A 23,440-nucleotide genomic window follows, 5' to 3' on the forward strand; every position below is an offset into this window, starting at 1 on the left:
ACACGTTTTCCATGACCCGCATCGCCCTGATCCACGCGCTCGCGCATTCGGTCGCGCCCATCAACGAGGCCTTCGCGCGCGACTGGCCGCGGGCGCTGCGCATGAACCTGCTCGACGACAGCCTGTCGGCCGATCTCGCGCGCGACGGACGCGGGCTCGACGCGGCCATGCACGAGCGCTTCCAGCGGCTCGCGCAGTACGCGGTCGACACCGGCGCCGAGGGCATCCTCTTCACCTGCTCGGCCTTCGGTGCCTGCATCGAGGCGGTGGCGAAGCGCCATGCGGCGCTGCCGGTGCTCAAGCCCAACGAGGCGATGGTGGAGGAGGCGGTGCAGGCGCTGCATGAAGCCGGCCCCGGCGCGCGGCTCGGGCTGATCGCCACCTTCGCGCCCACGCTGGCCTCGATGCCGCCCGAATTCCCGGCCGGCGTCGCGCTGGTGCCGGCGCTCGCCGAAGGGGCGCTCGAGGCGCTCAACGCGGGCGACGGGGCGCGGCACGATGCGCTGATCGCGGCGCAGGCCGAGGCCCTGCGCCAGCAGGGCTGCAGCCACATCGCGCTCGCGCAGTTCAGCATGGCCCGCGCCCGCGCGGCCTGCGAAAGCGCCTCGGGGCTGCCGGTGCTGACCACGGTCGACAGCGCGGTGCGCGCGCTGCGCCGGCGCACCTCAGGCTGAACGGTCGCCGCGCAGCAGCGTGTAGATCGCGGTGGCGGCGATCTGCGCCGCGTCGCTGCGCCCGAGCGTGCGCGGGCGCCCGGTCGCGCGGTCGACCGCCTGCAGGCCGTCGGCCATGCGGCGGTAGATCTCGGCCGAGGGCATGGCGCCGCTGGTGCCCAGCGCGTCGCAGTAGGTCTCGACCAGCAGCTCGTTGAGCCGCTCGCACTCGGCGTTCGAGAGCTTCATCGCATCGCCGTCGAACAGCGTCGCCACCGCGTGCATCAGGTAGGCCTGGGTCTCGAGCGAGAAGCCCTGCTGCCGCACGCAGTCCTCCATCGCGCTCCAGAAGCAGGTGCACGAGGTGCGGCGCCAGCTCTCGAGGATGCGGCGCGCGCGCGCCGTGAGATCGGCCTGCGGGTCGCGCGGTCCGCAGGGCCGCAGCGCCAGGCCCTGCAGCGCCAGCGCATGGGCGGCATCGGCGCCGCCGAGCAGGAAGCTCCAGAGCTGCCAGCGCGCATACCACTTGCGGTCATGGGCGGGGTCGAGCGCCTGCGTCAGGCCGCGTTCGATGTATTCGGCGGCGCCGGCCATCTGCCAGGCCATGTGGCCGTCTTCCAGGTCCAGCGGCTGCAGGCGCTGCGACAGCCGATCGGCCGCGACCTGGCCCTCGGCCACCAGCGTGGCGCCACGGCCGCGGCGGTCGATCTCGCCGAGGCAGCGCGCGAGCCGTTCCAGCTCGCCGGTCGAGGCGCCGGTGGCGCGGGCGGCGCGGCACAGGGCGGCCTGCCGTTCGGCGTCGCGGCGGCGCGCATCGCGGCGCGCGTGCGCCGCATGGTCGTCGGCGGTCGACGCATGTTCCTCGAGGCACAGCAGCAGTTCGTCGGCGTCTTTTTCGCGCTCGGGCGCGGGGGCGAGCATGCAATGTCCTTCGGTTGGCCGCCGACGTGGGGCGTCGGCGCGAGTGGACTGTGACCGCGCCCGGCGGTGGGCGCCATCCCCCAAACTAGGTATGTCATAGAACGATACGAAGATGGGCCGACGAGCCACGGCGGCAGCCCGCGGAGCCTGAACCGGACCTGACCGGCTCCCTCGCGATAATTGCCGCTCTTTCAAGGAGTACGCGTTGGATATCGTTCTGTTGGTCAAGGCCGCCGTCATGGGCATCGTGGAGGGGCTGACCGAATTTCTCCCGATCTCGTCGACCGGCCACCTGATTCTTGCGGGTTCGCTGCTCGGCGGCTTCGACGACGAGCGCGGCAAGGTGTTCGAGATCGCGATCCAGACCGGCGCGATCTTCGCGGTGATCATGGTCTATTGGCAGAAGATCCGCTCGACCGTGGTGGCGCTGCCGCGCCAGGCCAAGGCGCAGCGCTTTGCGCTCAACGTGCTGATCGGCTTCCTGCCGGCGGTGGTGCTGGGCCTCTTGTTCGGCAAGGTCATCAAGGAACACCTGTTCACGCCGGCCGTGGTGGCCAGCACCTTCATCATCGGCGGCTTCATCATCCTGTGGGCCGAGAAGCGGCCGCCGGGCTCGGTGCGGGTCGAGAACGTCGACGACATGACGCCCTGGGACGCCCTCAAGGTCGGCCTGGTGCAGTGCTTCGCGATGGTGCCGGGCACCAGCCGCAGCGGCTCCACCATCATCGGCGGCATGCTGCTGGGGCTGTCGCGCCAGGCGGCCACCGACTTCTCGTTCTTCCTCGCGATCCCGACGCTGATCGGCGCCGGCGTCTACAGCCTCTACAAGGTGCGCTCGCTGCTGTCGGTGGCCGACATCCCGCTGTTCGCGGTCGGCCTGCTGTTCTCGTTCCTCAGTGCCTGGCTGTGCGTGCGCTGGCTGCTGCGCTACATCAGCTCGCACAGCTTCATCCCGTTCGCCTGGTATCGCATCGCCTTCGGCATCCTGATCCTGGTCACCGCCTGGCAGGGCTGGATCGTCTGGGCCGAGTGAGGCGCTAGCCTTCGCCTCAGGCCGCGCCGACCGGCATCCGCAGCCCGACGCGGGTGGCACCCGGCGCCGAGGCGATCTCGAAGGCCCCGCCCAGCCGCCGCGCCCGCGTGCGCAGGCTGCGCAGGCCGGTGCCGTCGGGCCGCGGCGGCGCCTCGGGCTCGAAGCCGCGGCCGTCGTCGCGCACCTCCAGCCGCAGCTGGCCGTTCTCTTCCACCAATGACACGTCGACCCGCCGCGCGCCGCTGTGGCGCAGCACGTTGGTCAGCGCCTCCTGCAGGAAGCGCAGCAGGTCGAGGTTCTGCGAAGGCGCGAGCGTCAGCGCCTGCAGGCCTTCCACGCGCCAGCGGCATTCGATGCCGTTGGCCTCTAGCAATTGCGTGAGCCGGTGGCGCAGCGGCGCCACCAGGTCGGCCAGCGCATGCGCGCCATCGTCGCTGCCGTTGGCGTCGATGATCAGCCGCAGGTCGTCGCGCAGACGCTTGAGCATGGCCAGCAGCTGCGGCGCGCTCAGGTGCTCGGGCGTGCGCTCCAGCGTCGCGATGCTGCCCACCAGCATGCCGCCCAGGCCGTCGTGCAGGTCGCTCGCGAGGTTCACGCGCTCGCCGATGCGCGCATGCGCGAGCTCCAGCGCATGGCGCTGCGACAGCGTGGCCGCGAGCTCGTCCTTGGCCGCGTTCACTTCCTGGATCAGCTCGGTGTTGAAGTTCTCGATGCGGCGCAGGCTCTGCACGAAGCGCCCGGCCTGCGTCAGCGCCATGCCCAGCAGCAGCACGTACGAAGACATGGTCGTGTAGTAGAGGTTGCTGTCGATCACCTGGGTGAACACCAGCAGGTCGTGCGCGCCGGTGAGCCCCGACACCGCCATGAAGGGCGCGAGCGAGCGCATCGGGCTGCCGCGGTGGCGCCAGGCGTGGACGATGGCGGCGCTGTTGACCACGATGATCGTCAGCCCGCCCACCAGCGTCCAGATCGCGCGGTGCAGCGGCAGCGCCGCGGGCGCGGCCAGCCACAGGTCGAGCACGCCGATGGCCGCCGCCAGCAGCGAAACGCCCTCGAGCAGCGGCATGCGGCGGTCGCAGAAGCGCAGCGCGAACACCGCGTAGGCGGTGCTGAAGACCAGCAGCAGCGAGGTGTTGAGCGCCTGCCAGGCCGAGGTGGTGGCGAAGGGCCAGGGGCTGGTGGCGATCTGGTTGTAGCCGAACAGCAGCCACAGCATCGACATCAGCGCGAACCAGCCGTAGGCCGTTTCGCGCCGCCGCAGCAGCCACAGCGCCGCGAAGAAGGCCGACACCGCCGCGCTGACCGCGAGGCCCAGCACCTGCAGGTCGCGCCGCACCACGCGCTCGCGTTCGTAGGTGGCCTGCAGCACGGCCGGCGGCCCGACCACGACGGGCCCGAGCCCGGCCTGGTAGACCGCGAGTCCGGAGACGCGCACCAGCAGGGTGTTGGTGCCCGCGCGCAGCAGCGGCGGCGCCAGCAGCCAGTAGCGCGGCGTGTTCCAGGCCCGCGTGAGCGGCTCGACCAGGCTGGCGTCGCGCGAGATCGGCGTGCCGTTGAGGTACACGGCGCCGGCCATGTTGAGGTAGTGCAGCAGCAGGCCGGTCTCGCGCTGCTCGGCCGGCTGTTCCCAGCGCAGCCGGTACCAGGCCACGCCGTCGAAGCCGCTCCAGCGGTCGGCCCAGTTGTCGGGCAGGGCGGCCACCGGCTCCCCAGCCGTCCTCGGGCGGACGGGTGTCGTTCCAGCCGGCGGCGCGCACGGCCTCGACGCGCAGCGCGGGGAAGTCCTGGGCCAGCACGCCGTGCGCGCACAGCAGCAGCGCCAGCGCCATGGCCAGGCGGCGCAGGAAGCTCAGCGCAGCAGCCCGTGCAGCCGCGCCTGGTACACCGCCTCGGTGCGCGATCCGACGGCCAGCTTGCGGTAGATGTTCTTGGTGTGGCATTCCACGGTCAATCGGGAGATCGAGAGCATTTCGGCCATGTCGCGGTTGCTGAGGCCCTGCGACACCAGTTCGAGGATGCGGTGCTCGCGCCGGCTCAGCAGCGCGGCGGCGGGCGCGTCCTCTTTCGATGGCGTGGCGCCGGCGGCGGGCAGCAGCTCGCCCGGTTGGGTGTCGGCGGTCATGGCCGGGACCGGCAGCGGCGCGGGCGTGGCGCTCGGCTGGAGCGTGAGCCAGCCCAGGATGCGCCGCGCGATCGCGGGATCGATCGGCGCGCCGCCCTGCTCGATGCTGCGCAGCGCGATGCCGAGCTCGAGATCGTCGCGCTCCTTCAGCAGGTAGCCGATGGCGCCCGCGCGCAGCGCCGCGAAGATGGTTTCCTCGGTGCGGTAGGCCGAGATCACCACCGCCGGCAGGCGCGGATGGTGCTGCCGCAGCCAGCCGATCAGGTCGACGCCGCTGCCGTCGGGCAGCCCGATGTCGACCAGCGCCACGCCGAAGCTGCGCTCGGCCAGCAGCGCCCGTGCCGAGGCCACGCTGTCGGCCCAGGCGATCTGCGGCGCGGTGCAGCCCAAGGTGCCGAGCACGTGGGCCAGCCGCTGCTGCATGGCCGGGTCGTCCTCGACCACCAGCGCGGGGGTCAGCGACACGGGTTCTGGGGTTTCCGGAAGGGGCGTGGACATTTGCGGCGGGGCGTTTTCCCCGGATTGTCGCCAGTTATTGCAATTTGTATCGCCGCCGTGGTTTTGCTGGCGCGCGCGCAGCGCCACGGACAATCGCGCGCATGCCCGACCTTCGCGAACTCATGCGCCAGTTTCCGCGCGCCGGCCGTCTCGAGGCCCTCTACCTGCGGCCCGCGCGCCGCCAGCCCGCGCAGGCCGTCGAGGGCGCGCAGGCGCTCGCGGGCCTGGGACTGGAAGGCGACCGCGCGAGCGCGGCCAAACCCGGCGGCAAGCGCCAGGTCACGCTGATCCAGGCCGAGCACCTGGGCACGATCGCCGCGCTGGCCGGCCGTGCGGCCGTCGACGCCGCGCTGCTGCGGCGCAACCTCGTGGTGTCGGGCCTGAACCTGATCGCGGCGCGCTCGCTGTTCCGCGACCAGCCGCTGGTGCTGCGGCTCGGCGACACGGTGCGGCTCGAGATCACCGGCCCGTGCGAGCCCTGCTCGCGCATGGAGGAGCTGCTGGGCCCGGGCGGCTACAACGCGATGCGCGGCCACGGCGGGCTCACCGCGCGCGTGCTCGCGGGCGGCCCGCTGCGCGCGGGCGACGCGGTGCGCTGCGAGCCCGCGGACGTCTGACTCAGAGCTTGAAGCCCGAATCCTTCACGAGCTGCCCGAGCATGCGGTCGATCTTCGCGAGCCGCTCGCCCTGGTCGGCCGGCGTGCCGGGCACGGTCGTCATGTCGAGGCCCCTGAACTTCTCCACCACCTCGGGCTGCGCCAGCACCTGCGCCAGCGCGGCGTTGTAGCGCGCCACCGTGGCCTCGGGCACGCCGGCGCCCGCGTAGAGGCCCAGCAGCTCGGTGAGCTCCATGCCGGACAGGCCGGCCTCCTCGAACGACGGCACCTCGGGCAGCAGCGGTGTGCGCCGCGTCGACGCGAGGATGCGCAGCCGGCCGCTGCGGTGGTAGGGCAGGAAGTCCGACACGCTGGTGATCGCGCCGTGCAGGGTGCCGCCGAGCAGGTCGGGCAGCATCGGCGCCGAGCCCTTGTAGGGCACGGGCAGGCTCTCGACCTGGAAGTGGCGCGCGATCCGGCTCGCCATGAACTCGGGCGCGCTGGCCGCGGCCGGCACGCCGATGGCGGCGTCGCCGCGGTGCGTGGCGAGCCAGCGCCCGAAGGCCGCGAGGTTCGATGCGTTGGTGGTCGCGGGATTGGTCGCGAGCGCCAGCTCGAAGGTGGCGACGCTGCCCACGGGCCGGAAATCGCGCGTGGTCGAGAAGCCCGGGTTCTTCACCGTCAGCGGCACCGTCGCCACCGTGTGGGTGTTGGTCAGCATCAGCACCGAGCCGTCGGCCGGCGCGGCCTTGAGCGCGATCGCCGCGAGCTGGCCGCCGGCGCCGGGCCGGTTGTCGACCACCACCGGCTGCTGCAGCTGCAGCGCGAGCTTCTCGGCCACGATGCGCGCGGCGATGTCGGCCGGGCCGCCGGCCGCGTAGCCGACGAGGATGCGGATCGGGTTGCTTTCGGCCCGCGCGCGCAGGAAGGGCGCGGCCAGCAGGCCGGCGCCGAGGGCCAGTGCCGAGCGGCGGGGCAGGGACGTGGTCATGCAGTCCTCCTTCGTTTCAGGCGGCCACCGGGGCCGTGCGCCCGATGCGCGCCAGGATCGCGCGCCGCTCGGCCACCACGCCGGCCACGCGCGCGCGCGCCGCCTCGACGATGTGGGCCGGCGCCTTGGCCGGCGCGCCGCTGTCGAACGGCGGCTGCGGGTCGTACTCGGCGAACAGCTGGATCGCGCGCGCCGTGTCGTCGTCGGTGGCCTGCGCGATCGCGCGCAGCGCGCAGTCGATGCCCGAGGTCACGCCGGCGCCGGTGATGCGGTTGCGGTCGACCACCACGCGCTGGTCGCGCGGCGTCGCGCCGACCATTGCCAGCAGTTCGTGCGAGGCCCAGTGGCAGGTGGCCTCGTAGCCTTCGAGCAGGCCGGCCACGCCCAGCAGCAGCGGGCCGGTGCAGATGCCGACCACCCAGCGCGCGCCGCGGCCCTGGCGCGCGAGGAAGTCGACCGTCTCGCGGTCCTCGAACAGCGCCGCGACACCGGGGCCGCCGGGCACCACGAGCATGTCGAACTGCGGGCAGTCGGCCATCGCCTGCGTGGCGCGGAACTCCCAGCCGAGCTCGGTGCGGATCGGGTCGGTGTGCTTCCACACCAGCGAGAGGCTGGCGCCGGGAATGCGCACCAGCAGGTCCGCGGGCGCGACGTAGTCGGTCGCGGTGATGTCGGGAAAGACGAGCATGCCGATTTTCATGGGGAGACTCCAGGTTGGGGGATCGGCCCAGTCTAGGAAGCGAAACGCTGGCATTCGAGACAATTGCCCCATCATTCCTGCCAGCCCTGGCGCGGCCCGCCGGCTTCGGTTCTGCTGCCTCTTTCTGCTTCGCGAAGGCAACGTCCCCATGTCGATCCTGCCCGTCTGGTTCGTGGTGTTCGAGCGCTTCCAGCTGCTCGACGTGTCGGGTCCGCTGCAGGTGTTCGCCACCGCCAACGACGAGCTGCGGCTCGCGGGCCGCGCGCCGGTCTACCGCACGCGCGTGCTGGCCGCCAGGGCGGGGCCGGTGGCGAGTTCGAGCGGGCTCGCGGTGCAGGCCGAGGCCTGGCCCGCGCGCGTGCGCCATGCCGAGGCGGGCACCAGCACCGTCGTCGCACCAGGCGGGCCGGCCGCCTGGAACCCGTCGACGCAGCTCGGCGGTGGCGGCACCGAGGCCGCCGAGGCCTGGCTGCGCCGCCATGGCGCGCGCTTCGACCGCGTCGCCTCGGTCTGCACCGGCGCCTTCGTGCTGGGCCGCGCGGGCCTGCTCGACGGCTGCCGCGCCGCCACCCACTGGGGCGCCTGCGACGCGCTGGGCGCGGCCTTCCCGCGCATCGAGGTGCAGCGCGACGCGATCTACTTCCGCGACGGACGCCGCTGGACCTCGGCCGGCGTCACGGCCGGCATCGACATGGCGCTGGGCATGGTCGATGCCGACCTCGGCCGCGCCATCGCCATCGGCGTGGCGAAGAAGCTGGTGGTGTTCTACAAGCGCCCGGGCGGGCAGTCGCAGTTCAGCAGCGCGCTGCTCGCGCAGGAGGCCGAGGACCCGCGCATCGAGTCGCTGCATGGCTGGATCGACGAGCACCTGCACGAGACGCTCGACGTGGCGCGGCTGGCCGACCGCATGGCGATGGCGCCGCGCACCTTCGCGCGCTTCTACCTGCAGCGCACCGGCGTCACGCCCGCGCACGCGGTCGAACGCATGCGGCTGGACCGCGCGACGCGGCTGCTGGAATCGTCGGGCGCCAGCATCAAGGCGGTGGCGCAGCGCTGCGGCTTCGGTTCGGAGGAGATCATGCGGCGCGCGTTCCAGCGGCGCTTCGGGGTGCCGCCGCTCGATTACCGGGCCAGATTCCGTTGAATGGCCCCATCCGTTCGGGCTGAGCCTGTAGCAGCCTTGCGCAGGGCTTCGACAAGCTCAGCCCGAACGGGTGGGTGGGGCGCTTCAGGCCATCAGGTTGCGCACCGCCGCCTCGATCGCCGCCGCGGTCGCCAGCGGCTTCTCCATCGGAAACAGGTGCGTGCCGTCGAGCATCGCGATGCGGCCCTTGGTCACCTGCTGCGTCATCGCCATGCCCACGCGCTTCATCTCGGCCGACTGGCGTCCGCCGATGAAGGCCGCCTTGCACTTGAGCGGATGACTGCGCAGCAGCGCGCCCAGGTTGTGCGGCAGCGTGTTGTAGATGGCGGTCTCGACGTCGCGGTCGAAGCTCAGCGCGCGCGTGTCCTCGCTGTCGAAGGTGCCGTGGTCGATGTAGTCGTGCAGCACCTGCTCGTCCCACTTCGCGAAGGCCTTCTTGCTGCGGAAATGTTCGAACACCGCCTCGCGGTGCTCCCAGCTGTTGCGGCGCCGGCGGCTGATCGCGCCCGGCGAGATGCTTTTCATGAGCGGCGTGCGCTTCACCATGTTGAGCGTGTTGGCGCGCCAGCCGCCGAGGATCGGCGAGTCGACCAGCACCACGCCGCGCGCCAGCGCGGGATGCCGCGCGGCGCACATCAGGCTCAGGAAGCCGCCGAGCGAATGGCCGACCAGGAACACCGGCCCGCCCGCGCGTTCGGCGCGCGGCCGCGCGAAGTCGGCCAGCTGCTCGACCAGGTGCGGCCAGTTGTCGGTGACGGGGTACTTCGGGTCGTGCCCGAATTTCTCGATGGCATCGACCTCGAAGCCGCGGTTGCGCAGGCTGTCGAGGACGACGCGGTAGGTGCTCGCGGGAAAGCTGTTGCCGTGCGAGAAGACGATCGGCGGCACGGGGTTCAGATGAGCTTTTCGTCGGGCGTGGAGATCTTGCGCAGCGCGCCGTGCCGGGTGGCCGGCATCTTCAGCGGATGCTCGGTGGCGCTGTCGTCCCACACCGGGTCCTCGATGCTGTCGAACACCTCGCGCAGCTTCTGGCCCCAGCTGTTGTGCACCATGCGGTAGTAGGGGTTGTCGGCGTCGATGCAGATCACGCGGTCGGTCTCGAGCTTGTTGGCCTCGTAGACCACGAGGTCCAGCGGCAGGCCGACCGAGAGGTTGGACTTCATGGTCGAGTCCATCGACACCAGCGCGCACTTGGCGGCCTCGTCGAGCGGGGTCTCGGGCGTGAGCACGCGGTCGAGCACCGGCTTGCCGTACTTCGATTCGCCGATCTGGAAGTAGGGCGTTTCTGTCGTGGCCTCGATGAAGTTGCCGGCCGCGTAGACCAGGAACAGGCGCATGCCCTCGCCCTTGACCTGGCCGCCGAAGATGAACGAGACGTTGAAGTCCAGGCCCGCATGCTTGAGCGCCTCGGCATCGCGGTCGTAGACGTGGCGCACGGCCGAGCCGAGCACGCGCGCGGCATCGAACATGCTCTTGGCGTTCCAGATCGTGGTCGGCGTGCCGGGCTCGCCGTTCTCCTGCGTCTCGCGCAGTTCCTCGATCTGCAGGATCTCGCGCACCGACTGCGAGATGCTGAGGTTGCCCGAGGACAGCAGCACCATGACGCGGTCGCCGGGCTGCTCGTAGACGATCATCTTGCGGAAGGTGCTGATGTGGTCCACGCCCGCGTTGGTGCGCGAATCGGACAGGAACACCAGGCCGGCGTTGAGTTTGATGCCTACGCAATAAGTCATTTTTTCGTCTCGCAAGAGCAGTGCCTGCTCATGGGGCTCCGCGGTCGCGTGCATTCAGTTTCTGTAGGGCGTAGAGCGCGTCTAGGGCTTCGCGCGGGGTCATCGCGTCGGGGTCGAGCGCGGACAGCGCGGATTCTACGGCGCTGATCATGGGGGTTTCGGAGGCCGGGGGCGGGGCGAACAGGTCGACTTGGGCGCGCGTCTGCGCATGCTGCGACTCGAGCGCTTCCAGCGCCTGGCGCGCATGGTTGACCACCGCCGCGGGCATGCCCGCCAGCCGCGCGACCTGGATCCCGTAGCTCTTGCTGGCCGGGCCGGGCTGCATCTCGTGCAGGAACACGATGTCGCGGCCGGCCTCGGTGGCGCTCACGTGCATGTTGACCGCGCCATGGTGCGTGGCCGGGAATTCCGTGAGCTCGAAGTAGTGGGTGGCGAACAGCGTGAAGGCCTTGGCGCGGTCGTGCAGTTGGGCCGCGATGCCCGCGGCCAGCGCCAGCCCGTCGAAGGTGCTGGTGCCGCGGCCGATCTCGTCCATCAGCACCAGCGACTGCGCGGTGGCGCCGTGCAGGATCTGCGCGGCCTCGGTCATCTCGAGCATGAAGGTCGACTGCGCGTTGGCCAGGTCGTCGGCCGCGCCGATGCGGGTGTGGATGGCGTCGATCGGCCCCAGGCGGCAGGCCGCGGCCGGCACGTGCGAGCCGATGGAGGCCAGCAGCACGATGATCGCCACCTGCCGCATGTAGGTCGACTTGCCGCCCATGTTGGGGCCGGTGATGACCTGCATGCGCTGCTGCGGGCCGAGCTGGGTGTCGTTGGCGATGAAGCCGCCCGAGGACTTCTCGGCCAGCCGCGCCTCGACCACCGGATGGCGGCCCTGCTGGATCTCGATGCACGGGTGCGAGACGAAGCTCGGCGCGCGCCAGTGCAGCGTGTGCGAGCGCTCGGCCAGCGCGCACAGCGCGTCGAGCGTGGCGAGCGCCGTGGCCAGGCGCGTGAGCGCGGGCACCGAGGCCTGCAGCGCGTCGAGCAGCTGCTCGTAGAGCCACTTCTCGCGCGCCAGCGCGCGGTCCTGCGCGCTCAGCGCCTTGTCCTCGAAGGCCTTGAGCTCGGGCGTGATGAAGCGCTCGGCGTTCTTCAGCGTCTGGCGCCGGCGGTAGTTGTCGGGCACCTTCGACAGCGCGCTCTGCGTCACCTCGATGTAGAAGCCGTGCACCCGGTTGAACTGCACCCGCAGGTTGCTGATGCCGGTGCGCTCGCGCTCGCTGACCTCGAGCTTGAGCAGGAAGTCGTCGCAGTTCTCGCTGATCTCGCGCAGCTCGTCGAGCTCGGCGTCGTGGCCGGTGGCGATCACGCCGCCGTCGCGCACCAGCGCGGCCGGGTCGGGCTTGATCGCGCTCGCCAGCAGCTCGGCGCAGCCCGGCGGCGGCGCCAGCCGTTCGGCGATCTGCGCCAGCAGCGCCGCGGCGCCGGGCAGGGCGGGCGCGAGCTGCTCGGCCTTGGCCAGCGCCAGCCGCAGCGCCAGCAGTTCGCGCGGGCGCACCTGGCGCAGCGCGATGCGCGCCGCGATGCGTTCCACGTCGCTGGTGTTCTTGAGCTGCTCGCGCAGCGTGCGCCAGGGCGCGCCGGCGCCGCCGAGCACGGTGGCCTGCAGCGCGCCGATGGCCTCGAGCCGCGCCTGCGCGTCGCCGCGTTCGCGCCGCGGCGCCAGCAGCCAGCGCTTGAGCAGGCGGCTGCCCATGCCGGTCATGCAGGTGTCGAGCAGCGAGAACAGCGTGGGCGAGTCCTCGCCGCGCAGCGTCTGCACCAGCTCGAGGTTGCGCCGCGTGGTGGGCGGCAGCTCGATCAGGTCGCCGTCGCGCTCGACCGTGAGCCGCTGCAGGTGCGACAGCGCGCGGCCCTGCGTGTGCTCGGCATAGCCCAGCAGCGCGGCCGCCGCCGCATGGGCGTTGGTCAGCGATTCGGCATTCCAGGCTGCCAGGCTCTGGCTGCCCATCTGCTCGCTGAGCTTGCGTTCGCCCAGGCCGCCGTCGAACTGCCAGGCCGGCCGCACCGACAGCGTGAAGGGCGTGGCGCTGCGCGCCGCCTTGAGCCGCTGCTCGAAGGCCGGCGTGACCTCGGCGCCGTAGAGCAGCTCGCTCGGCGCGATGCGCGCGATCCAGGCCTCGAGCGCGTCGGCCGGGCATTCGGCCAGCCGCAGTTCGGCGCCGGTCACGCTGAGCCAGGCCAGGCCGCAGAAATTGCGCGTGCCGGCATGCACCGCCAGCAGCGTGGCATCCGCCTTGTCGTTGAGCAGTTCGGCATCGGTCAGCGTGCCGGGCGTGACCACGCGCACCACCTTGCGCTCGACCGGGCCCTTGGCGGCGCCGACTTCGCCGACCTGCTCGCAGATCGCCACCGATTCGCCGAGCTTGATGAGCCGCCCGAGGTAGGTGTCGACCGAGTGGAAGGGCACGCCGCACATCACCACCGGCTGCCCGGCCGACTGGCCGCGCTGGGTCAGCGTGATGTCGAGCAGGCGCGCGGCCTTCTCGGCGTCGGCCCAGAAGAGTTCGTAGAAATCGCCCATCCGGTAGAAGAGCAGGGTGTCCGGATGGTCCGCCTTGAGCCGGAGGTATTGCGCCATCATGGGCGTGTGACCGGCGTAATCGGGGGCGGCTGCGGCGAGGGTATCTGTCACGGAATGGGCGCGTAAGCCATTGCTGGCGTTGGAGAAAGTGCGGTCTGAGAGTTCGGGCATGGACGCTTCGTCGCTGGATCCCGGCCAGGCCATGGCGCGGGGCGCCCGGTATTGTGGCCGACCCGCAAGCCGGTGGGCGGCGCGCGGCGGGAAGCGAGGGGCAGAGGATGCGAGCGGGCAAAAAAACACCCGCACGTGGGCGGGTGGAGTTCTTCCCTGATGACTGCGGGCGGCTGCTCTTCTTTATCGGTAGGGCGCCCCTTTTGCGTGACAGCGCAGCAATGTTCGTGTATCGCCCGCACAACGCCTGTCAGTCTTTGCGCGGTAAGAGCTGTAGGCGGATGAAAGAAATGAGAAAAAAGTCACGCAAAAGAACCTTCGCTCGCTTGCGATCAGGAATGTTTTAACTTTCGCGCTCCGTCTCCCGGCGGTCAGGCAGCCGCATGCCGCCCCGTGGCACCATCGGCACCCCCGAATCCAACCGCGACCCTGGAGCGCCGATGCTGATCAACTGCGTGGCTTACGAGAACGGCGCCAAGCTGGCCGACATCCCGGTCGAGAGCATCAGCGACTACATCTCGCGGCCCGGCTGCTTCGTCTGGGTGGCGCTCAGCGACGCCACGCCCGAGGAACTGGCCGTGATGCAGCTCGAGTTCGGCCTGCATCCGCTGGCCGTGGAGGACGCCCAGCACGGCCACCAGCGGCCCAAGGTCGAGGAGTACGGCGACTCGCTGTTCGTGGTGATGCACCTGGTCGAGCCCTCGGACGCCGGCGAGCAGTGCATCCATGTCGGCGAGGTCGACGTGTTCGTGGGCAGCAACTACGTGCTGTCGGTGCGCAACCGCAGCCGCCAGGGCTTCCTCGGCGTGCGCGAGCGCTGCGAGCGCGAGCCCGAACTGCTGAAGAACGGCGCCGGCTTCGTGCTCTATGCGCTGATGGACGCCGTGGTCGACCGCTACTTCCCGGTGATCGACGCGCTCGAGGACGAGCTCGAATCGATCGAGCAGCAGATCTTCACGCAGGGCGGCGCAGCGCGCGACAAGATCAAGCAGCTCTACGAGCTCAAGCGCCGCAGCATGGTGCTCAAGCGCGCGGTCGCGCCGCTGACCGAGGCGGCCGGCAAGCTGCACGGCGGTCGGGTGCCGCAGATCTGCATGAGTTCGCAGGAGTACTTCCGCGACGTGGGCGACCACCTGGGACGCATCAACGGCTCGATCGACGCGATGCGCGACACGGTGGCCACCGCGATCCAGGTCAACCTCTCGATGGTCACGATCGAGGAGAGCGAAGTCACCAAGCGCCTCGCGGCCTGGGCCAGCATCTTCGCCGTGTGCACCGCCTTCGCGGGCATCTGGGGCATGAACTTCGAATTCATGCCCGAGCTGAAATTCCGCTGGGGCTACCCCACGGCGCTGGCGCTGATCGCGGCCACCTGCGGCTATCTCTATTACCGGTTCCGGCGCGCGGGCTGGCTCTGAGAGCGGGCCGCTAAGGCCCAACTAATAAACATGTAGATAATCAAGTCCCTTATGAAAAGGGACTTCAGCCAGCGTTTCGGCTTCATCGTGAAGGACGTGGCCAAGCGCTACGGCGAAGCCTTCGACCGCCTCGCGCGCGAGCGCATCGGCCTGAGCAGCGCCCAGTGCCGGCTGCTCGGCGTGCTGGCCATGGAAGGCGAGGAGGCGCCGCTGTCGCAGGCCGAGCTCGCGCAGCGGCTGGAGCTCACGCCGATGGCGGTGGGCGGCCTGTGCGACCGCATGGAGGCCGCCGGCTGGATCCGCCGCGAGGCCAGCGCCACCGACCGGCGCGTGAAGCTGATCCACCTGCAGCCCAGCGCCGAGAAGGCGCTCGATGCCGCGCTCAATCTCAGCGACGGGCTCAATGCGCGCGTGATGGCGGTGCTGGCGCCCGGCGAGCGCGCCCAGCTGCTGGCGCTGCTCGGCAAGGTGCGCGGCAGCCTGCTCGAGATCACGGGGAGCAACGGTCCCGAGGGCGAAGACCGATGAGCACCGCGCCCGGAACCGCGGTGCCGCACCGCGGGATGATCACCGTCTCGATCATGCTCGCGACCATCATGCAGGCGCTCGACACCACGATCGCCAACGTCGCGCTGCCGCACATGCAGGGCAGCCTGCAGGCCTCGCAGGACCAGATCACCTGGGTGCTGACCTCCTACATCGTGGCCTCGGCGATCGCGCTGCCGCTCACGGGCTGGCTCTGCGGCCACTGGGGCCGGCGGCGCGTGTTCATCATCTCGGTGATCGGCTTCACCATCGCCTCGGCGCTGTGCGGCCTGGCGACCTCGCTGGTGGGCATCGTCGGCGCGCGGCTGCTGCAGGGCATCTTCGGCGCGGCGCTGGTGCCGCTGTCGCAGGCGGTGCTGCTGGACATCAACCCGCGCGAGAAGGTCGGCCAGGCGATGGCGATCTGGGGCGCGGGCATCATGGTCGGGCCGATCCTCGGGCCGCTGCTGGGCGGCTGGCTCACCGACAACTTCGACTGGCGCTGGGTCTTCTTCATCAACCTGCCGGTGGGCGTCTTCGCCTTCTGGGGCATCGCGCGCTACCTGCCCGAGAGCCGGCCGCAGGGCGAGAAGCTCGACATCTTCGGCTTCGTCACCCTCAGTCTCGCCATCGGCATGCTGCAGCTGTTCCTCGACCGCGGCGAGCAGCTCGACTGGTTCGACTCGTGGGAGATCCGGCTCGAGGCCGCGGCCTCGCTGGTGGCCTTCTGCTTCTTCGTGGTCCACACCTGGACCGTGCGCGGCGTCTCCTTCTTCGACCGCGACCTGCTGAAGGACCGCAACTTCGTCACCGGCCTGCTGTTCGCCTTCATCGTCGGGATGATCCTGTACGCGACCATGGCGCTGCTGCCGAACTTCCTGCAGGGCCTGATGGGCTATCCGGTGGTCTACACGGGGCAGGTCACGGCGCCGCGCGGCATCGGCACCATGATCGCGATGCTGGTGGTGGGGCGGCTGGTGCAGCGCGTGGACGTGCGCGCGATCATGGCGCTAGGCTTTGGGCTCACGGCCTTCTCGCTCTACCAGATGACGCGCATCACGCTGCAGATGGACAGCACGCTGATCATCGTCTCGGGCTTCGTGCAGGGCCTGGGCATCGGCTTCACCTTCGTGCCGCTGTCGACCGCCACCTTCGCCACGCTGGCGCCGCGGCTGCGCAACCAGGGCACGCCGATCTTCAGCCTGCTGCGCAACATCGGCAGCAGCGTGGGCATCTCGATCGTGCAGGCGCTGCTCACCGAGGGCTCGAGCGCCGCCCATGCGCAGATCGCGACCACCGTGGCGCCCGGCAATCCGGCGCTGGCCACGCTGCCCTCGATGATGTCGCCCGACAACCCGCTGGGCCTGGCCCTGCTCAACGCCGAGGTCACGCGGCAGGGCGCGCTGGTCGGCTACCTCGACGACTTCGCGATCATGATGGTGATCACGCTGGTGGCGATCCCGCTGCTGCTGCTGATCCGCAGCCCGAAGCGCGCGGCGGCCTCGGGCCCGGCGGAAGTGCCGCACTGAGCGTTCTTGCTCCCTCCCCCTCTGGGGGAGGGCTGGGGTGGGGGCACCGGGGCCCTGCCATCGTTGCAAGCGCGTCGAGCGCCCGCAGCCCCCATCCCGGCCTTCCCCCAGAGGGGGAAGGAGAGAGACGCATCAGTCCTCGATCGCGTCGTGCGTCGCGGCCGTGCCGCGGCGCCAGTAGCCCGAGGCCCGGATCCACTTCGGATTCGCGCCGCGCTCGCCCACCAGGTGCGCGCGCACGGCCTTCGCCACGCCGGTCTCGCAGCCGACCCAGGCGTGGTAGTCGCCCTCGGGCAGTGCCTGCTTCTTGAGCGTCTCGAGCAGCATGGGGCTCAGGCCCGCCGACACGCCGCGGCGATGCACCCACACCAGCGTGAGCGCGGCCCGGGTCTCGAACGGAATCTCGTCCTCGGGGCCGTCGACCTCGGCCAGCACCACCACGCGCGCGCCCTCGGGCAGCTCGGCCAGGCGGCGCGAGATCGCGGGCAGCGCGGTGTCGTCGCCGATCAGCAGGTGCCAGTCGAACTCGGTCGGCACGATGAACGAGCCGCGCGGGCCGCCCACGCCGATGCGGTCGCCGGGCTTGGCGTTCTCGGCCCATTGCGTGGCGGGGCCGGCCTCGTGCAGCGCGAAGTCGATCTCGAGCGTCTTCGCGGCCGCGTCGTGGCGGCGCGGCGTGTAGTCGCGCATGGTGGGCCGGCCCTCGGGCCAGACCGGACCTTCGGGCCCCATGGTGGGCAGGGTCAGGCGGCCGGTGGCCGGGTCGGGGAAGAACAGCTTGGCGTGGTCGTCGAAGCCCGGGCTGTGGAAGCCCTCGAGCTCGTCGCCGGTGAGCACCACGCGCAGCAGGTGCGGCGTGACGCGCTGCACGCTCTTCACCGTGAGCTGGCGAAAGCGCAGGTCGTGGCGCACGCGGCGCGGCAGGCGGTCGGGTTGGGGGGAGGTGGAGAAGTCGGTCATGTGCGGTTGACTTTCAAAGACGTTCGATCTGTTGTGCGGCGCTGTCGAGCACCGCGGCGAATTCGTGGGCCTGTTGTTCGGTGAGGGGCGTGCCCGAGAGGCGCAGGCGCATCGCGAGCTTGAGGTTCTCGATGGCGCGCGTGACCTGCGGCGGCCGGCCGCCCGCGCGCGCCGGCGCCGTCGACGCCGCCGTTGAGGCGTTCCATCATCGATTCGGCGGTCTCGCGGTTGGCCGCCAGGTACTCGCGCCCGCTGTCGGTGAGGGTGTAGCGCTTGCGGCCGCCGCCCTCGGCGCCGCTCTCGACGCTGAGATGGCCCAGCTCCTCGAGCAGCGTCAGCGTGGGATAGACCACGCCGGGGCTCGGCGCGTAGCTGCCGCCCAGGCGTTCCTCGATCAGCTTGATGAGCTCGTAGCCGTGCGAGGGCTTGTCGGCGATGAGCTGCAGCAGCACGAAGCGCAGGCCGCCGTGGCCGAACACCCGGCCGGCGCCGAAGCCGTGGCGCCCGCCGCGGCCCCGGCCGCCCGAGAGGCCGTCCTCGTGCTCGCCGCGCGGGGTGCGGTGGCAATGGTCGAAGTGGAAATGGCGCATGGGAGCCTCTCTTTCTGAATCGATATCTGTTTGTGTCTAAATTATTTTAGATATATCTAAATAGACGCGTCAAGAGGGGCGGGAGGCAAGACCGGAGCGCTTCCATGGGCAATTTAGATAGCCGGCAACGCAGTCCCTCGGCGCCGCGAGGCGGTATTCGACGCGCCGTACCATCGAGGCCATGGAACGTCTTACCCGCCAGCGCGCCGCCGTGTTCTCGGCCTTCAGCGATGCCAGCCGCGTGCTCACCGCCCCCGAAATCCATGCGCATGCGCGCGAACTCGTGCCCGAGATCAGCCTGTCGACCGTCTACCGCCAGGTGTCGGCGCTGCTCGCGGACGGCGAGATCGCCAAGGTCGAGCTGCCCGGCGAGCCCGCGCGCTACGAGGTCTCGTGCCGGGAAGAGCCGCATGCGCACGCGCACGGCGACCATGCCCACGAACACGAGAAGGGGCAGGGCCGCGCGGGCGACCACCACCATCACTACTTCCATTGCCTGTCGTGCGGCCAGGTGTTCCTGCTGCATGCCTGCCCGGGCCCGATGGACGACCTGGCACCGCCGGGCTTCCAGGTCGCGAGCCACGAGGTGACCCTGCACGGCAACTGCGCGGCCTGCGTGGCGAAGGCGGCACCGGCCGGCCGATCGCACTGAACAGGGCCGAACAAGGCACCCGCGCGGTGCTCATTCTTCTTTACAAAGTTATTGCGAACGTATTCCCAATAACTTAGACTGCTGGTTTCCATCCAACGGCGCGACGCCATGCAAGTCCTGTCCTCCCTCAAAGAAGCCAAGAAGCGGCACCGCGATTGCCAGGTGGTCACCCGGCGCGGACGCACCTACGTGATCTGCAAGTCCAACCCGCGCTTCAAGGCGCGGCAGGGCGGCGCGAAGAACAAGCGCGCCCGCTGATCGCCTGAAGCCACGGCACCGGCCGCGCCGGTGCCCAGCCAACTCCCTTTTCCTTCGAACGCCACGGCATGCATCCGCATGCGCGTGAGCCTGCGCGCGTCCACCGCGGATGCATGCGGGCGTGCGCGCGCCGTTCTCCCGCTCCTTCCTTCCGACCGGAACCTTCCCATGCTCAGAGCACAGGGCCTCACCAAGCAGTACGGCAGCCATGTCGCGCTCGACCGCCTCGACCTCGACATCCGCGCGGGCGACATCTACTGCCTGCTCGGCGCCAACGGCGCGGGCAAGACCACCACCATCAACCTGTTCCTCCACTTCATCGAGCCCAGCGCGGGCACGGTGGAGATCAACGGCGTCGACGTCACGCGCCATCCGCTCGCGACCAAGCAGGACGTGGCGTACATCCCCGAGCACGTCACGCTCTACGGCACGCTCTCGGGCCTGGAGAACCTGCGCTTCTTCGCCGGCCTCGCGCTGGGCCGCGCGCTGCCGCGCGAACGGCTGCTCGAGCTCATGACGGCGGTGGGCCTCGATCACGCGGCGGCCGACAAGCGCGTGTCGGCCTATTCCAAGGGCATGCGCCAGAAGGTCTGGATCGCGGTCGCGCTGGCCAAGGAGGCCAAGGCGCTGCTGCTCGACGAGCCCACCTCGGGCCTCGATCCGCATGCGGCCAGCGAGTTCTCCGAGCTGCTGCGGCGCGCCGCCGACCAGGGCGTGGCCGTGCTGACCACCACGCACGACCTGTTCCATGCGCAGCAGACCGCCACGCGCGTTGGCATCATGAAGAGCGGCCGCCTCGTCGACAGCCTCGAGGGCGCGCAGCAGATCGCGCGCATCGACCTGCAGTCGCTGTACCTGCAGCACATGAGGGCCTGAGCATGTGGCGCTGGATCGCGAACCGCGAATTCACCGAACGGCTGCGCGACGGCCGCCTGCTGTGGGCCGGCGGCCTGGTGCTGGTGCTGCTGTTCACCGCGCTCGGCGTGGGCTGGGCGCACCAGCGCGAGGCGCGCGCCGAGCAGCAGGCCGCGCAGGCGCTCGACTACCGCGACTGGCTGGCGCAGGACCGGCGCCATCCGCACGACGCCGCGCACCAGGGCATGCATGCCTTCAAGCCCGAGGCGCCGCTGGCCATGGTCGATGCGGGCATCAACCCCTACATCGGCAGCACCGTGTGGCTGCAGGCGCACCGCCAGAGCGAGGTCAAGTTCAATCCCGCGCAGGACGCCACCGGCCTGCAGCGCTTCGGCAACCTCTCGGTCGGCTGGATCCTGCAGGTGCTCGGGCCGCTGCTGGTGATCGTGCTGGGCTTCAACGCCTTCGCGGGCGAGCGCGAGCAGGGCATCCTGCGCCAGACCCTGAGCCTGGGCGTCTCGCCGCTCAGGCTGCTGGCGGGCAAGGCGCTCGCGCTCGCGGCCTCGCTCGCGGTGCTGCTGGTGCCAGCCGCCCTGGTCGCCGCGCTCGCGGTGGACTGGGCGCCGCGCCCGGCGAGCGCGCCGATGCGCTGCTGCGGCTGGCGGCCTGGAGCCTGGGCTATGCGGTCTACCTCGGCGCCTTCGTGTTCGTGGTGCTCGGCGTGTCGGCGCTGTGCGCCACCTCGCGCGCGGCCATCACCGTGCTGCTCGCGCTGTGGGTGGCGCAGGCCGTGATGGCGCCGCGCGTGCTGTCCGAGGCGGCGCGCGCGGCCTATCCGAGCCCGACCCGGCTCGCGTTCAACCAGGCGCTGCAGGCCGAGCTCAAGCAGGTCTCCGACCGCACCTGGCTGCAGGCCTTCGGCACCACCGAGCGCTGGGGCCGCGACGTGCCGCTCAGCCAGTGGGGCATCGCGCTGCGGCTCGACGACCAGGCCTCCTACCCCGTCTACGACCGTCACTACGGCCGCCTCTGGGACACCTGGGAGCGCCAGCAGCGGCTGCAGGAATGGAGCGGCCTGCTGCTGCCCCTGCTCGCGATGCGCAGCTACTCGATGGGCATGGCCGGCACCGACTTCGCGCACCACCGCAGCTTCACCACCGCGGCCGAGCTGCATCGCCGGCGGCTGCAGGACCTGATGAGCGAGGACCTGGTCGCGCATGCCGATCCGCTCGGCGACCGCCACTTCGCCTACCAGTCGGGTCCCGAGCTGTGGGCCAAGGTGCCGCCGTTCGTGCACCGGACGCCGCGCGTGGGCTGGGCGCTGCGCCACCAGCTGCGCAGCCTGGCCGTGCTGTGCGCCGGCCTGCTGCTGGCCGCCGCCTTCGCGGCCGTCGCGGTGCGCCGCCAGCGCGCGCTGGCCTGAACCGAGGAAACCCGTCATGTCCGTCTCCATCGTGCAACCGCCCCAGGGCTTCCGGCTGCGCGCCGTCATGCGCCAGGAGCTGCGCCTGCTGCTGGCCGACCGCAGCGTCTGGGTCGTGGCCCTGCTGTTCCTGCTGCTGGTCGGCTACGCGCTCGGCAACGGCCTCGCGCAGACCGCGCAGCGCGACCGCGCGCAGGCCGCCGTGGCCCAGGCCGACCGCGACACCCGCGCGGCGCAGCGCGCGCAGCTCGAGGCCATCCTCGCGGGCCGGGCCCAGCCCACGCCGTTCGAGAACCCCGCCGATCCCTCGCGCATGGCCAGCAGCTACGGCGCGCAGCACGCGATCCTGCCGAGCGCGCCGCTCGGGCCGGTCGCGCTCGGGCGCAGCGACCTGTTCCCGAGCCAGTTCCGCGTCACGCACCAGAGCCGCGTGGCCTTCATGAACCCGAGCGACATCGAGAACCCCTGGTACCTGCTGAGCGGCCAGTTCGACCTGGCCTTCGTGCTGGTCTACCTGCTGCCCCTGCTGATCTTCGTGCTGGGCTACAACCTGCTGTCGGCCGAGCGCGAGAACGGCACCTTGCGCCTGCTGCTGTCGCAGCCGCTGCGCCTGCGCACGCTGCTGGCCGGCAAGCTCGCGGTGCGCGCGGCCGCGCTGCTGGTGCCGGCGGTGCTGCTGCCCGTGGGCGTGCTGCTGCTGGCGCGGCAGGCGGGCTTCGCGCCGTCGGCGCCGGGCGCGGGCACGGTCACCTTCTGGTGGGCGCTGCTGGTGGGCGCCTATGCGCTGTTCTGGTTCGCGCTGGTGGTGGCGGTCAATGCCTTCGGCGCGCCCTCGGCCACCAATGCCATGGTGCTGATGATCGCGTGGGTGCTGCTGGTGCTGGTGGCGCCGGTGCTGCTCAACCTCGCGGTCACGCAGGCCAGCCCCGCGCCCTCGCGCACCGAGCTCGCGACCCAGACGCGCACGCTCACGGCCGCGGCCATGAAGCGCCATGCCGAGCTGCTGAGCACCGATTACAAGCACGTCGGCCAGGGCGCGCTGCTGCTGCCGCGCGACGGCAAGATCGAGATCAGCGCGCGCGGCCTCGCCAACTACCGCATCGAGCGCGAGATCGACGAGGCGATCGCGCCCGAGCTCGAGCGCTTCGAGCGCCAGCACGCGGGCCAGCAGCGGCTGCTCGAACGCTTCGGCGCGCTGTCGCCCGCGGCCGTGGCCTACGAGGGCATGACCGGGCTGGCGGGCACCGGCGCGCGGCGCCATGCGCAGTTCGTCGCGCAGACGGTGGGCTTTCATCTCGCGTGGAAGCACTTCTTCTTTCCGCGCATCGAGGAACGCAGCGCGCTGATGCCGGCCGACTTCGACCGCATCCCCGCGTTTGCATGGCGCGAGGAATCGCCGCGCGAGCTGCGCGATCGTGCGCTGGCGGCCGTGCTGCAACTGCTGCTGCCGAGCCTGCTGCTGTTCGGCCTCGCGGGCTGGCGGCTGCGCCGCTTCTCGGTGGCCTGAGCGCGCACGCAAAAAGAACGATCAATCTCCGGAGGGAATTTCAGATGAAACACACGATGTCGGGCGTGGCCGCGGCCATCGCCGCGCTGTCCATGGCGGGCGCGCAGGCACAGGAACAACCGGCGCCGCAGGCGCAACAGGCGCAACAGGCATTGGGCGCGATCACGGTCGAGGGCAACCGCGACGCCGAGGGCCTGCACCTCGAGGGCAGCAGCGGCAGCGCCTCGCGCCTGGGCCTCACGGTGCGCGAGACGCCGGCCTCGGTCGAGGTGCTGTCGCAGGAACTGATCCAGCAGCGCGGCGCGCGCACCTTCAGCGAGGCGCTGCGCGGCGTCACCGGCCTCGCGGGCGGCGGGCCGCCGTCCTCGCCCACCACGCTGTCGACGCGCGGCTTCACCAGCCTGCTCTATCTCTACGACGGCGTGCGCACCTCGGGCGCGGGCGTCACCAACCGCGTGCAGGACACCTGGAACTACGAGCGCATCGAGGTGCTCAAGGGCCCGGCCTCGGTGCTCGACGGCGAAGGCGCGATCGGCGGCGTCGTCAACTTCGTGACCAAGCGGCCCGACCGCAACAACCCGAACCGCGAGCTGTC

Annotated in this window: 23 protein-coding genes and 1 pseudogene; 14 read left to right on the forward strand and 10 right to left on the reverse strand. The window is 71.0% G+C overall.

What is annotated here, in order from left to right:
* The first annotated feature begins 11 nt into the window (after positions 1-11).
* On the forward strand, positions 12-674 hold the full coding sequence (locus tag ACHMXE_RS21425) for an aspartate/glutamate racemase family protein (protein ID WP_395351170.1): 663 nt from the start codon (positions 12-14) through the stop codon (positions 672-674).
* Here ACHMXE_RS21425 and ACHMXE_RS21430 read toward each other — a convergent pair.
* Positions 666-1,574 carry a hypothetical protein gene (locus ACHMXE_RS21430; protein WP_203202016.1) on the reverse strand — a complete coding sequence of 303 codons (909 nt, stop codon included), beginning with the start codon at positions 1,572-1,574 and terminating at the stop codon, positions 666-668. The genes ACHMXE_RS21425 and ACHMXE_RS21430 overlap by 9 nt on opposite strands.
* A 205-nt stretch (positions 1,575-1,779) precedes the next feature.
* On the opposite strand from ACHMXE_RS21430, the gene ACHMXE_RS21435 reads away from it, so the two are divergent.
* On the forward strand, positions 1,780-2,607 hold the full coding sequence (locus ACHMXE_RS21435; protein WP_093339823.1) for an undecaprenyl-diphosphate phosphatase: 828 nt from the start codon (positions 1,780-1,782) through the stop codon (positions 2,605-2,607).
* A gap of 16 nt (positions 2,608-2,623) precedes the next feature.
* Here ACHMXE_RS21435 and ACHMXE_RS21440 read toward each other — a convergent pair whose 3' ends face one another.
* Entirely contained in the window at positions 2,624-4,309 is a 1,686-nt protein-coding gene (locus tag ACHMXE_RS21440) for an ATP-binding protein (RefSeq protein ID WP_395351172.1), read from the reverse strand.
* 147 nt (positions 4,310-4,456) lie between these two features.
* A complete protein-coding gene (locus ACHMXE_RS21445) occupies positions 4,457-5,227 on the reverse strand; it encodes a response regulator (protein ID WP_395351173.1) in 771 nt (256 codons plus the stop codon).
* A 101-nt stretch (positions 5,228-5,328) separates the two neighbouring features.
* On the opposite strand from ACHMXE_RS21445, the gene ACHMXE_RS21450 reads away from it, so the two are divergent.
* The gene (locus ACHMXE_RS21450) at positions 5,329-5,844 is read left to right on the forward strand and encodes an MOSC domain-containing protein (protein WP_395351174.1); all 516 of its coding nucleotides are present in this window, start codon (positions 5,329-5,331) and stop codon (positions 5,842-5,844) included.
* Between the two features lies 1 nt (position 5,845).
* On the opposite strand, the gene ACHMXE_RS21455 is transcribed toward ACHMXE_RS21450, so the two are convergent.
* Positions 5,846-6,814: a tripartite tricarboxylate transporter substrate-binding protein gene (locus tag ACHMXE_RS21455; RefSeq protein ID WP_395351175.1), complete on the reverse strand. Its 969-nt coding sequence runs from the start codon at positions 6,812-6,814 to the stop codon at positions 5,846-5,848.
* 16 nt (positions 6,815-6,830) lie between these two features.
* On the reverse strand, positions 6,831-7,514 hold the full coding sequence (locus tag ACHMXE_RS21460) for a DJ-1/PfpI family protein (protein ID WP_093339809.1): 684 nt from the start codon (positions 7,512-7,514) through the stop codon (positions 6,831-6,833).
* Positions 7,515-7,662: 148 nt separating this feature from the next.
* Between ACHMXE_RS21460 and ACHMXE_RS21465 the strand changes: the two genes are divergently transcribed.
* The gene (locus ACHMXE_RS21465) at positions 7,663-8,658 is read left to right on the forward strand and encodes a GlxA family transcriptional regulator (RefSeq protein ID WP_395351176.1); all 996 of its coding nucleotides are present in this window, start codon (positions 7,663-7,665) and stop codon (positions 8,656-8,658) included.
* An 84-nt stretch (positions 8,659-8,742) separates the two neighbouring features.
* Here the strand turns inward: ACHMXE_RS21465 and ACHMXE_RS21470 are convergent, their stop codons facing one another.
* Genes ACHMXE_RS21470 through mutS form a run of 3 tightly spaced genes read right to left on the reverse strand, consistent with a single transcriptional unit; the run spans position 8,743 to position 13,017 of the window.
* The gene (locus ACHMXE_RS21470) at positions 8,743-9,546 is read right to left on the reverse strand and encodes an alpha/beta fold hydrolase (protein ID WP_395351177.1); all 804 of its coding nucleotides are present in this window, start codon (positions 9,544-9,546) and stop codon (positions 8,743-8,745) included.
* A 5-nt stretch (positions 9,547-9,551) separates the two neighbouring features.
* On the reverse strand, positions 9,552-10,391 hold the full coding sequence (locus ACHMXE_RS21475; RefSeq protein WP_057592829.1) for a proteasome-type protease: 840 nt from the start codon (positions 10,389-10,391) through the stop codon (positions 9,552-9,554).
* A gap of 28 nt (positions 10,392-10,419) precedes the next feature.
* A complete protein-coding gene (mutS, locus tag ACHMXE_RS21480) occupies positions 10,420-13,017 on the reverse strand; it encodes a DNA mismatch repair protein MutS (RefSeq protein ID WP_395352738.1) in 2,598 nt (865 codons plus the stop codon).
* A 551-nt stretch (positions 13,018-13,568) separates the two neighbouring features.
* On the opposite strand from mutS, the gene corA reads away from it, so the two are divergent.
* Genes corA through ACHMXE_RS21495 form a run of 3 tightly spaced genes read left to right on the forward strand, consistent with a single transcriptional unit; the run spans position 13,569 to position 16,600 of the window.
* Positions 13,569-14,546, forward strand: coding sequence for a magnesium/cobalt transporter CorA (gene corA / locus ACHMXE_RS21485; RefSeq protein ID WP_209543615.1), 978 nt, complete (start codon positions 13,569-13,571; stop codon positions 14,544-14,546).
* Between the two features lie 51 nt (positions 14,547-14,597).
* The gene (locus ACHMXE_RS21490; RefSeq protein ID WP_395351179.1) at positions 14,598-15,074 is read left to right on the forward strand and encodes a MarR family winged helix-turn-helix transcriptional regulator; all 477 of its coding nucleotides are present in this window, start codon (positions 14,598-14,600) and stop codon (positions 15,072-15,074) included.
* Positions 15,071-16,600, forward strand: coding sequence for a DHA2 family efflux MFS transporter permease subunit (locus ACHMXE_RS21495; RefSeq protein ID WP_395351180.1), 1,530 nt, complete (start codon positions 15,071-15,073; stop codon positions 16,598-16,600). The genes ACHMXE_RS21490 and ACHMXE_RS21495 overlap by 4 nt, the downstream gene beginning before the upstream one ends.
* Before the next feature lie 132 nt (positions 16,601-16,732).
* On the opposite strand, the gene ACHMXE_RS21500 is transcribed toward ACHMXE_RS21495, so the two are convergent.
* Both ACHMXE_RS21500 and ACHMXE_RS21505 read right to left on the reverse strand, forming a co-directional pair.
* Positions 16,733-17,560: a siderophore-interacting protein gene (locus tag ACHMXE_RS21500; RefSeq protein ID WP_395351182.1), complete on the reverse strand. Its 828-nt coding sequence runs from the start codon at positions 17,558-17,560 to the stop codon at positions 16,733-16,735.
* A complete protein-coding gene (locus ACHMXE_RS21505) occupies positions 17,557-18,150 on the reverse strand; it encodes a PadR family transcriptional regulator (protein WP_395351183.1) in 594 nt (197 codons plus the stop codon). The genes ACHMXE_RS21500 and ACHMXE_RS21505 overlap by 4 nt, the downstream gene beginning before the upstream one ends.
* Positions 18,151-18,331: 181 nt before the next feature.
* Between ACHMXE_RS21505 and ACHMXE_RS21510 the strand changes: the two genes are divergently transcribed.
* From ACHMXE_RS21510 to ACHMXE_RS21540, 7 genes and pseudogenes are all read left to right on the forward strand, one after another.
* The gene (locus ACHMXE_RS21510; protein ID WP_395351184.1) at positions 18,332-18,802 is read left to right on the forward strand and encodes a Fur family transcriptional regulator; all 471 of its coding nucleotides are present in this window, start codon (positions 18,332-18,334) and stop codon (positions 18,800-18,802) included.
* A gap of 108 nt (positions 18,803-18,910) precedes the next feature.
* Positions 18,911-19,060: a type B 50S ribosomal protein L36 gene (ykgO, locus tag ACHMXE_RS21515; protein WP_057592821.1), complete on the forward strand. Its 150-nt coding sequence runs from the start codon at positions 18,911-18,913 to the stop codon at positions 19,058-19,060.
* A gap of 168 nt (positions 19,061-19,228) precedes the next feature.
* Positions 19,229-19,936 (forward strand): ABC transporter ATP-binding protein, encoded by a 708-nt coding sequence (locus ACHMXE_RS21520; protein ID WP_395351185.1) that lies wholly within the window; start codon positions 19,229-19,231, stop codon positions 19,934-19,936.
* Positions 19,937-19,938: 2 nt separating this feature from the next.
* Complete coding sequence (locus tag ACHMXE_RS21525) at positions 19,939-20,709, forward strand: ABC transporter permease subunit (RefSeq protein ID WP_395351187.1); 771 nt, start codon at positions 19,939-19,941, stop codon at positions 20,707-20,709.
* Positions 20,619-21,338 carry a DUF3526 domain-containing protein gene (locus ACHMXE_RS21530; RefSeq protein ID WP_395351188.1) on the forward strand — a complete coding sequence of 240 codons (720 nt, stop codon included), beginning with the start codon at positions 20,619-20,621 and terminating at the stop codon, positions 21,336-21,338. Before ACHMXE_RS21525 ends, ACHMXE_RS21530 begins: the two co-directional genes overlap by 91 nt.
* 16 nt (positions 21,339-21,354) lie before the next feature.
* Positions 21,355-22,845, forward strand: a complete 1,491-nt coding sequence (locus tag ACHMXE_RS21535) for an ABC transporter permease subunit (protein ID WP_395351189.1) — start codon at positions 21,355-21,357, stop codon at positions 22,843-22,845.
* Between the two features lie 92 nt (positions 22,846-22,937).
* Positions 22,938-23,327, forward strand: a pseudogene (locus tag ACHMXE_RS21540) (TonB-dependent receptor plug domain-containing protein); the annotation flags it as partial.
* Positions 23,328-23,440 lie beyond the last annotated feature (113 nt).

Origin of the sequence: Variovorax sp. UC122_21 (assembly GCF_044056785.1) — a bacterium.
GTDB lineage: Bacteria > Pseudomonadota > Gammaproteobacteria > Burkholderiales > Burkholderiaceae_C > Variovorax.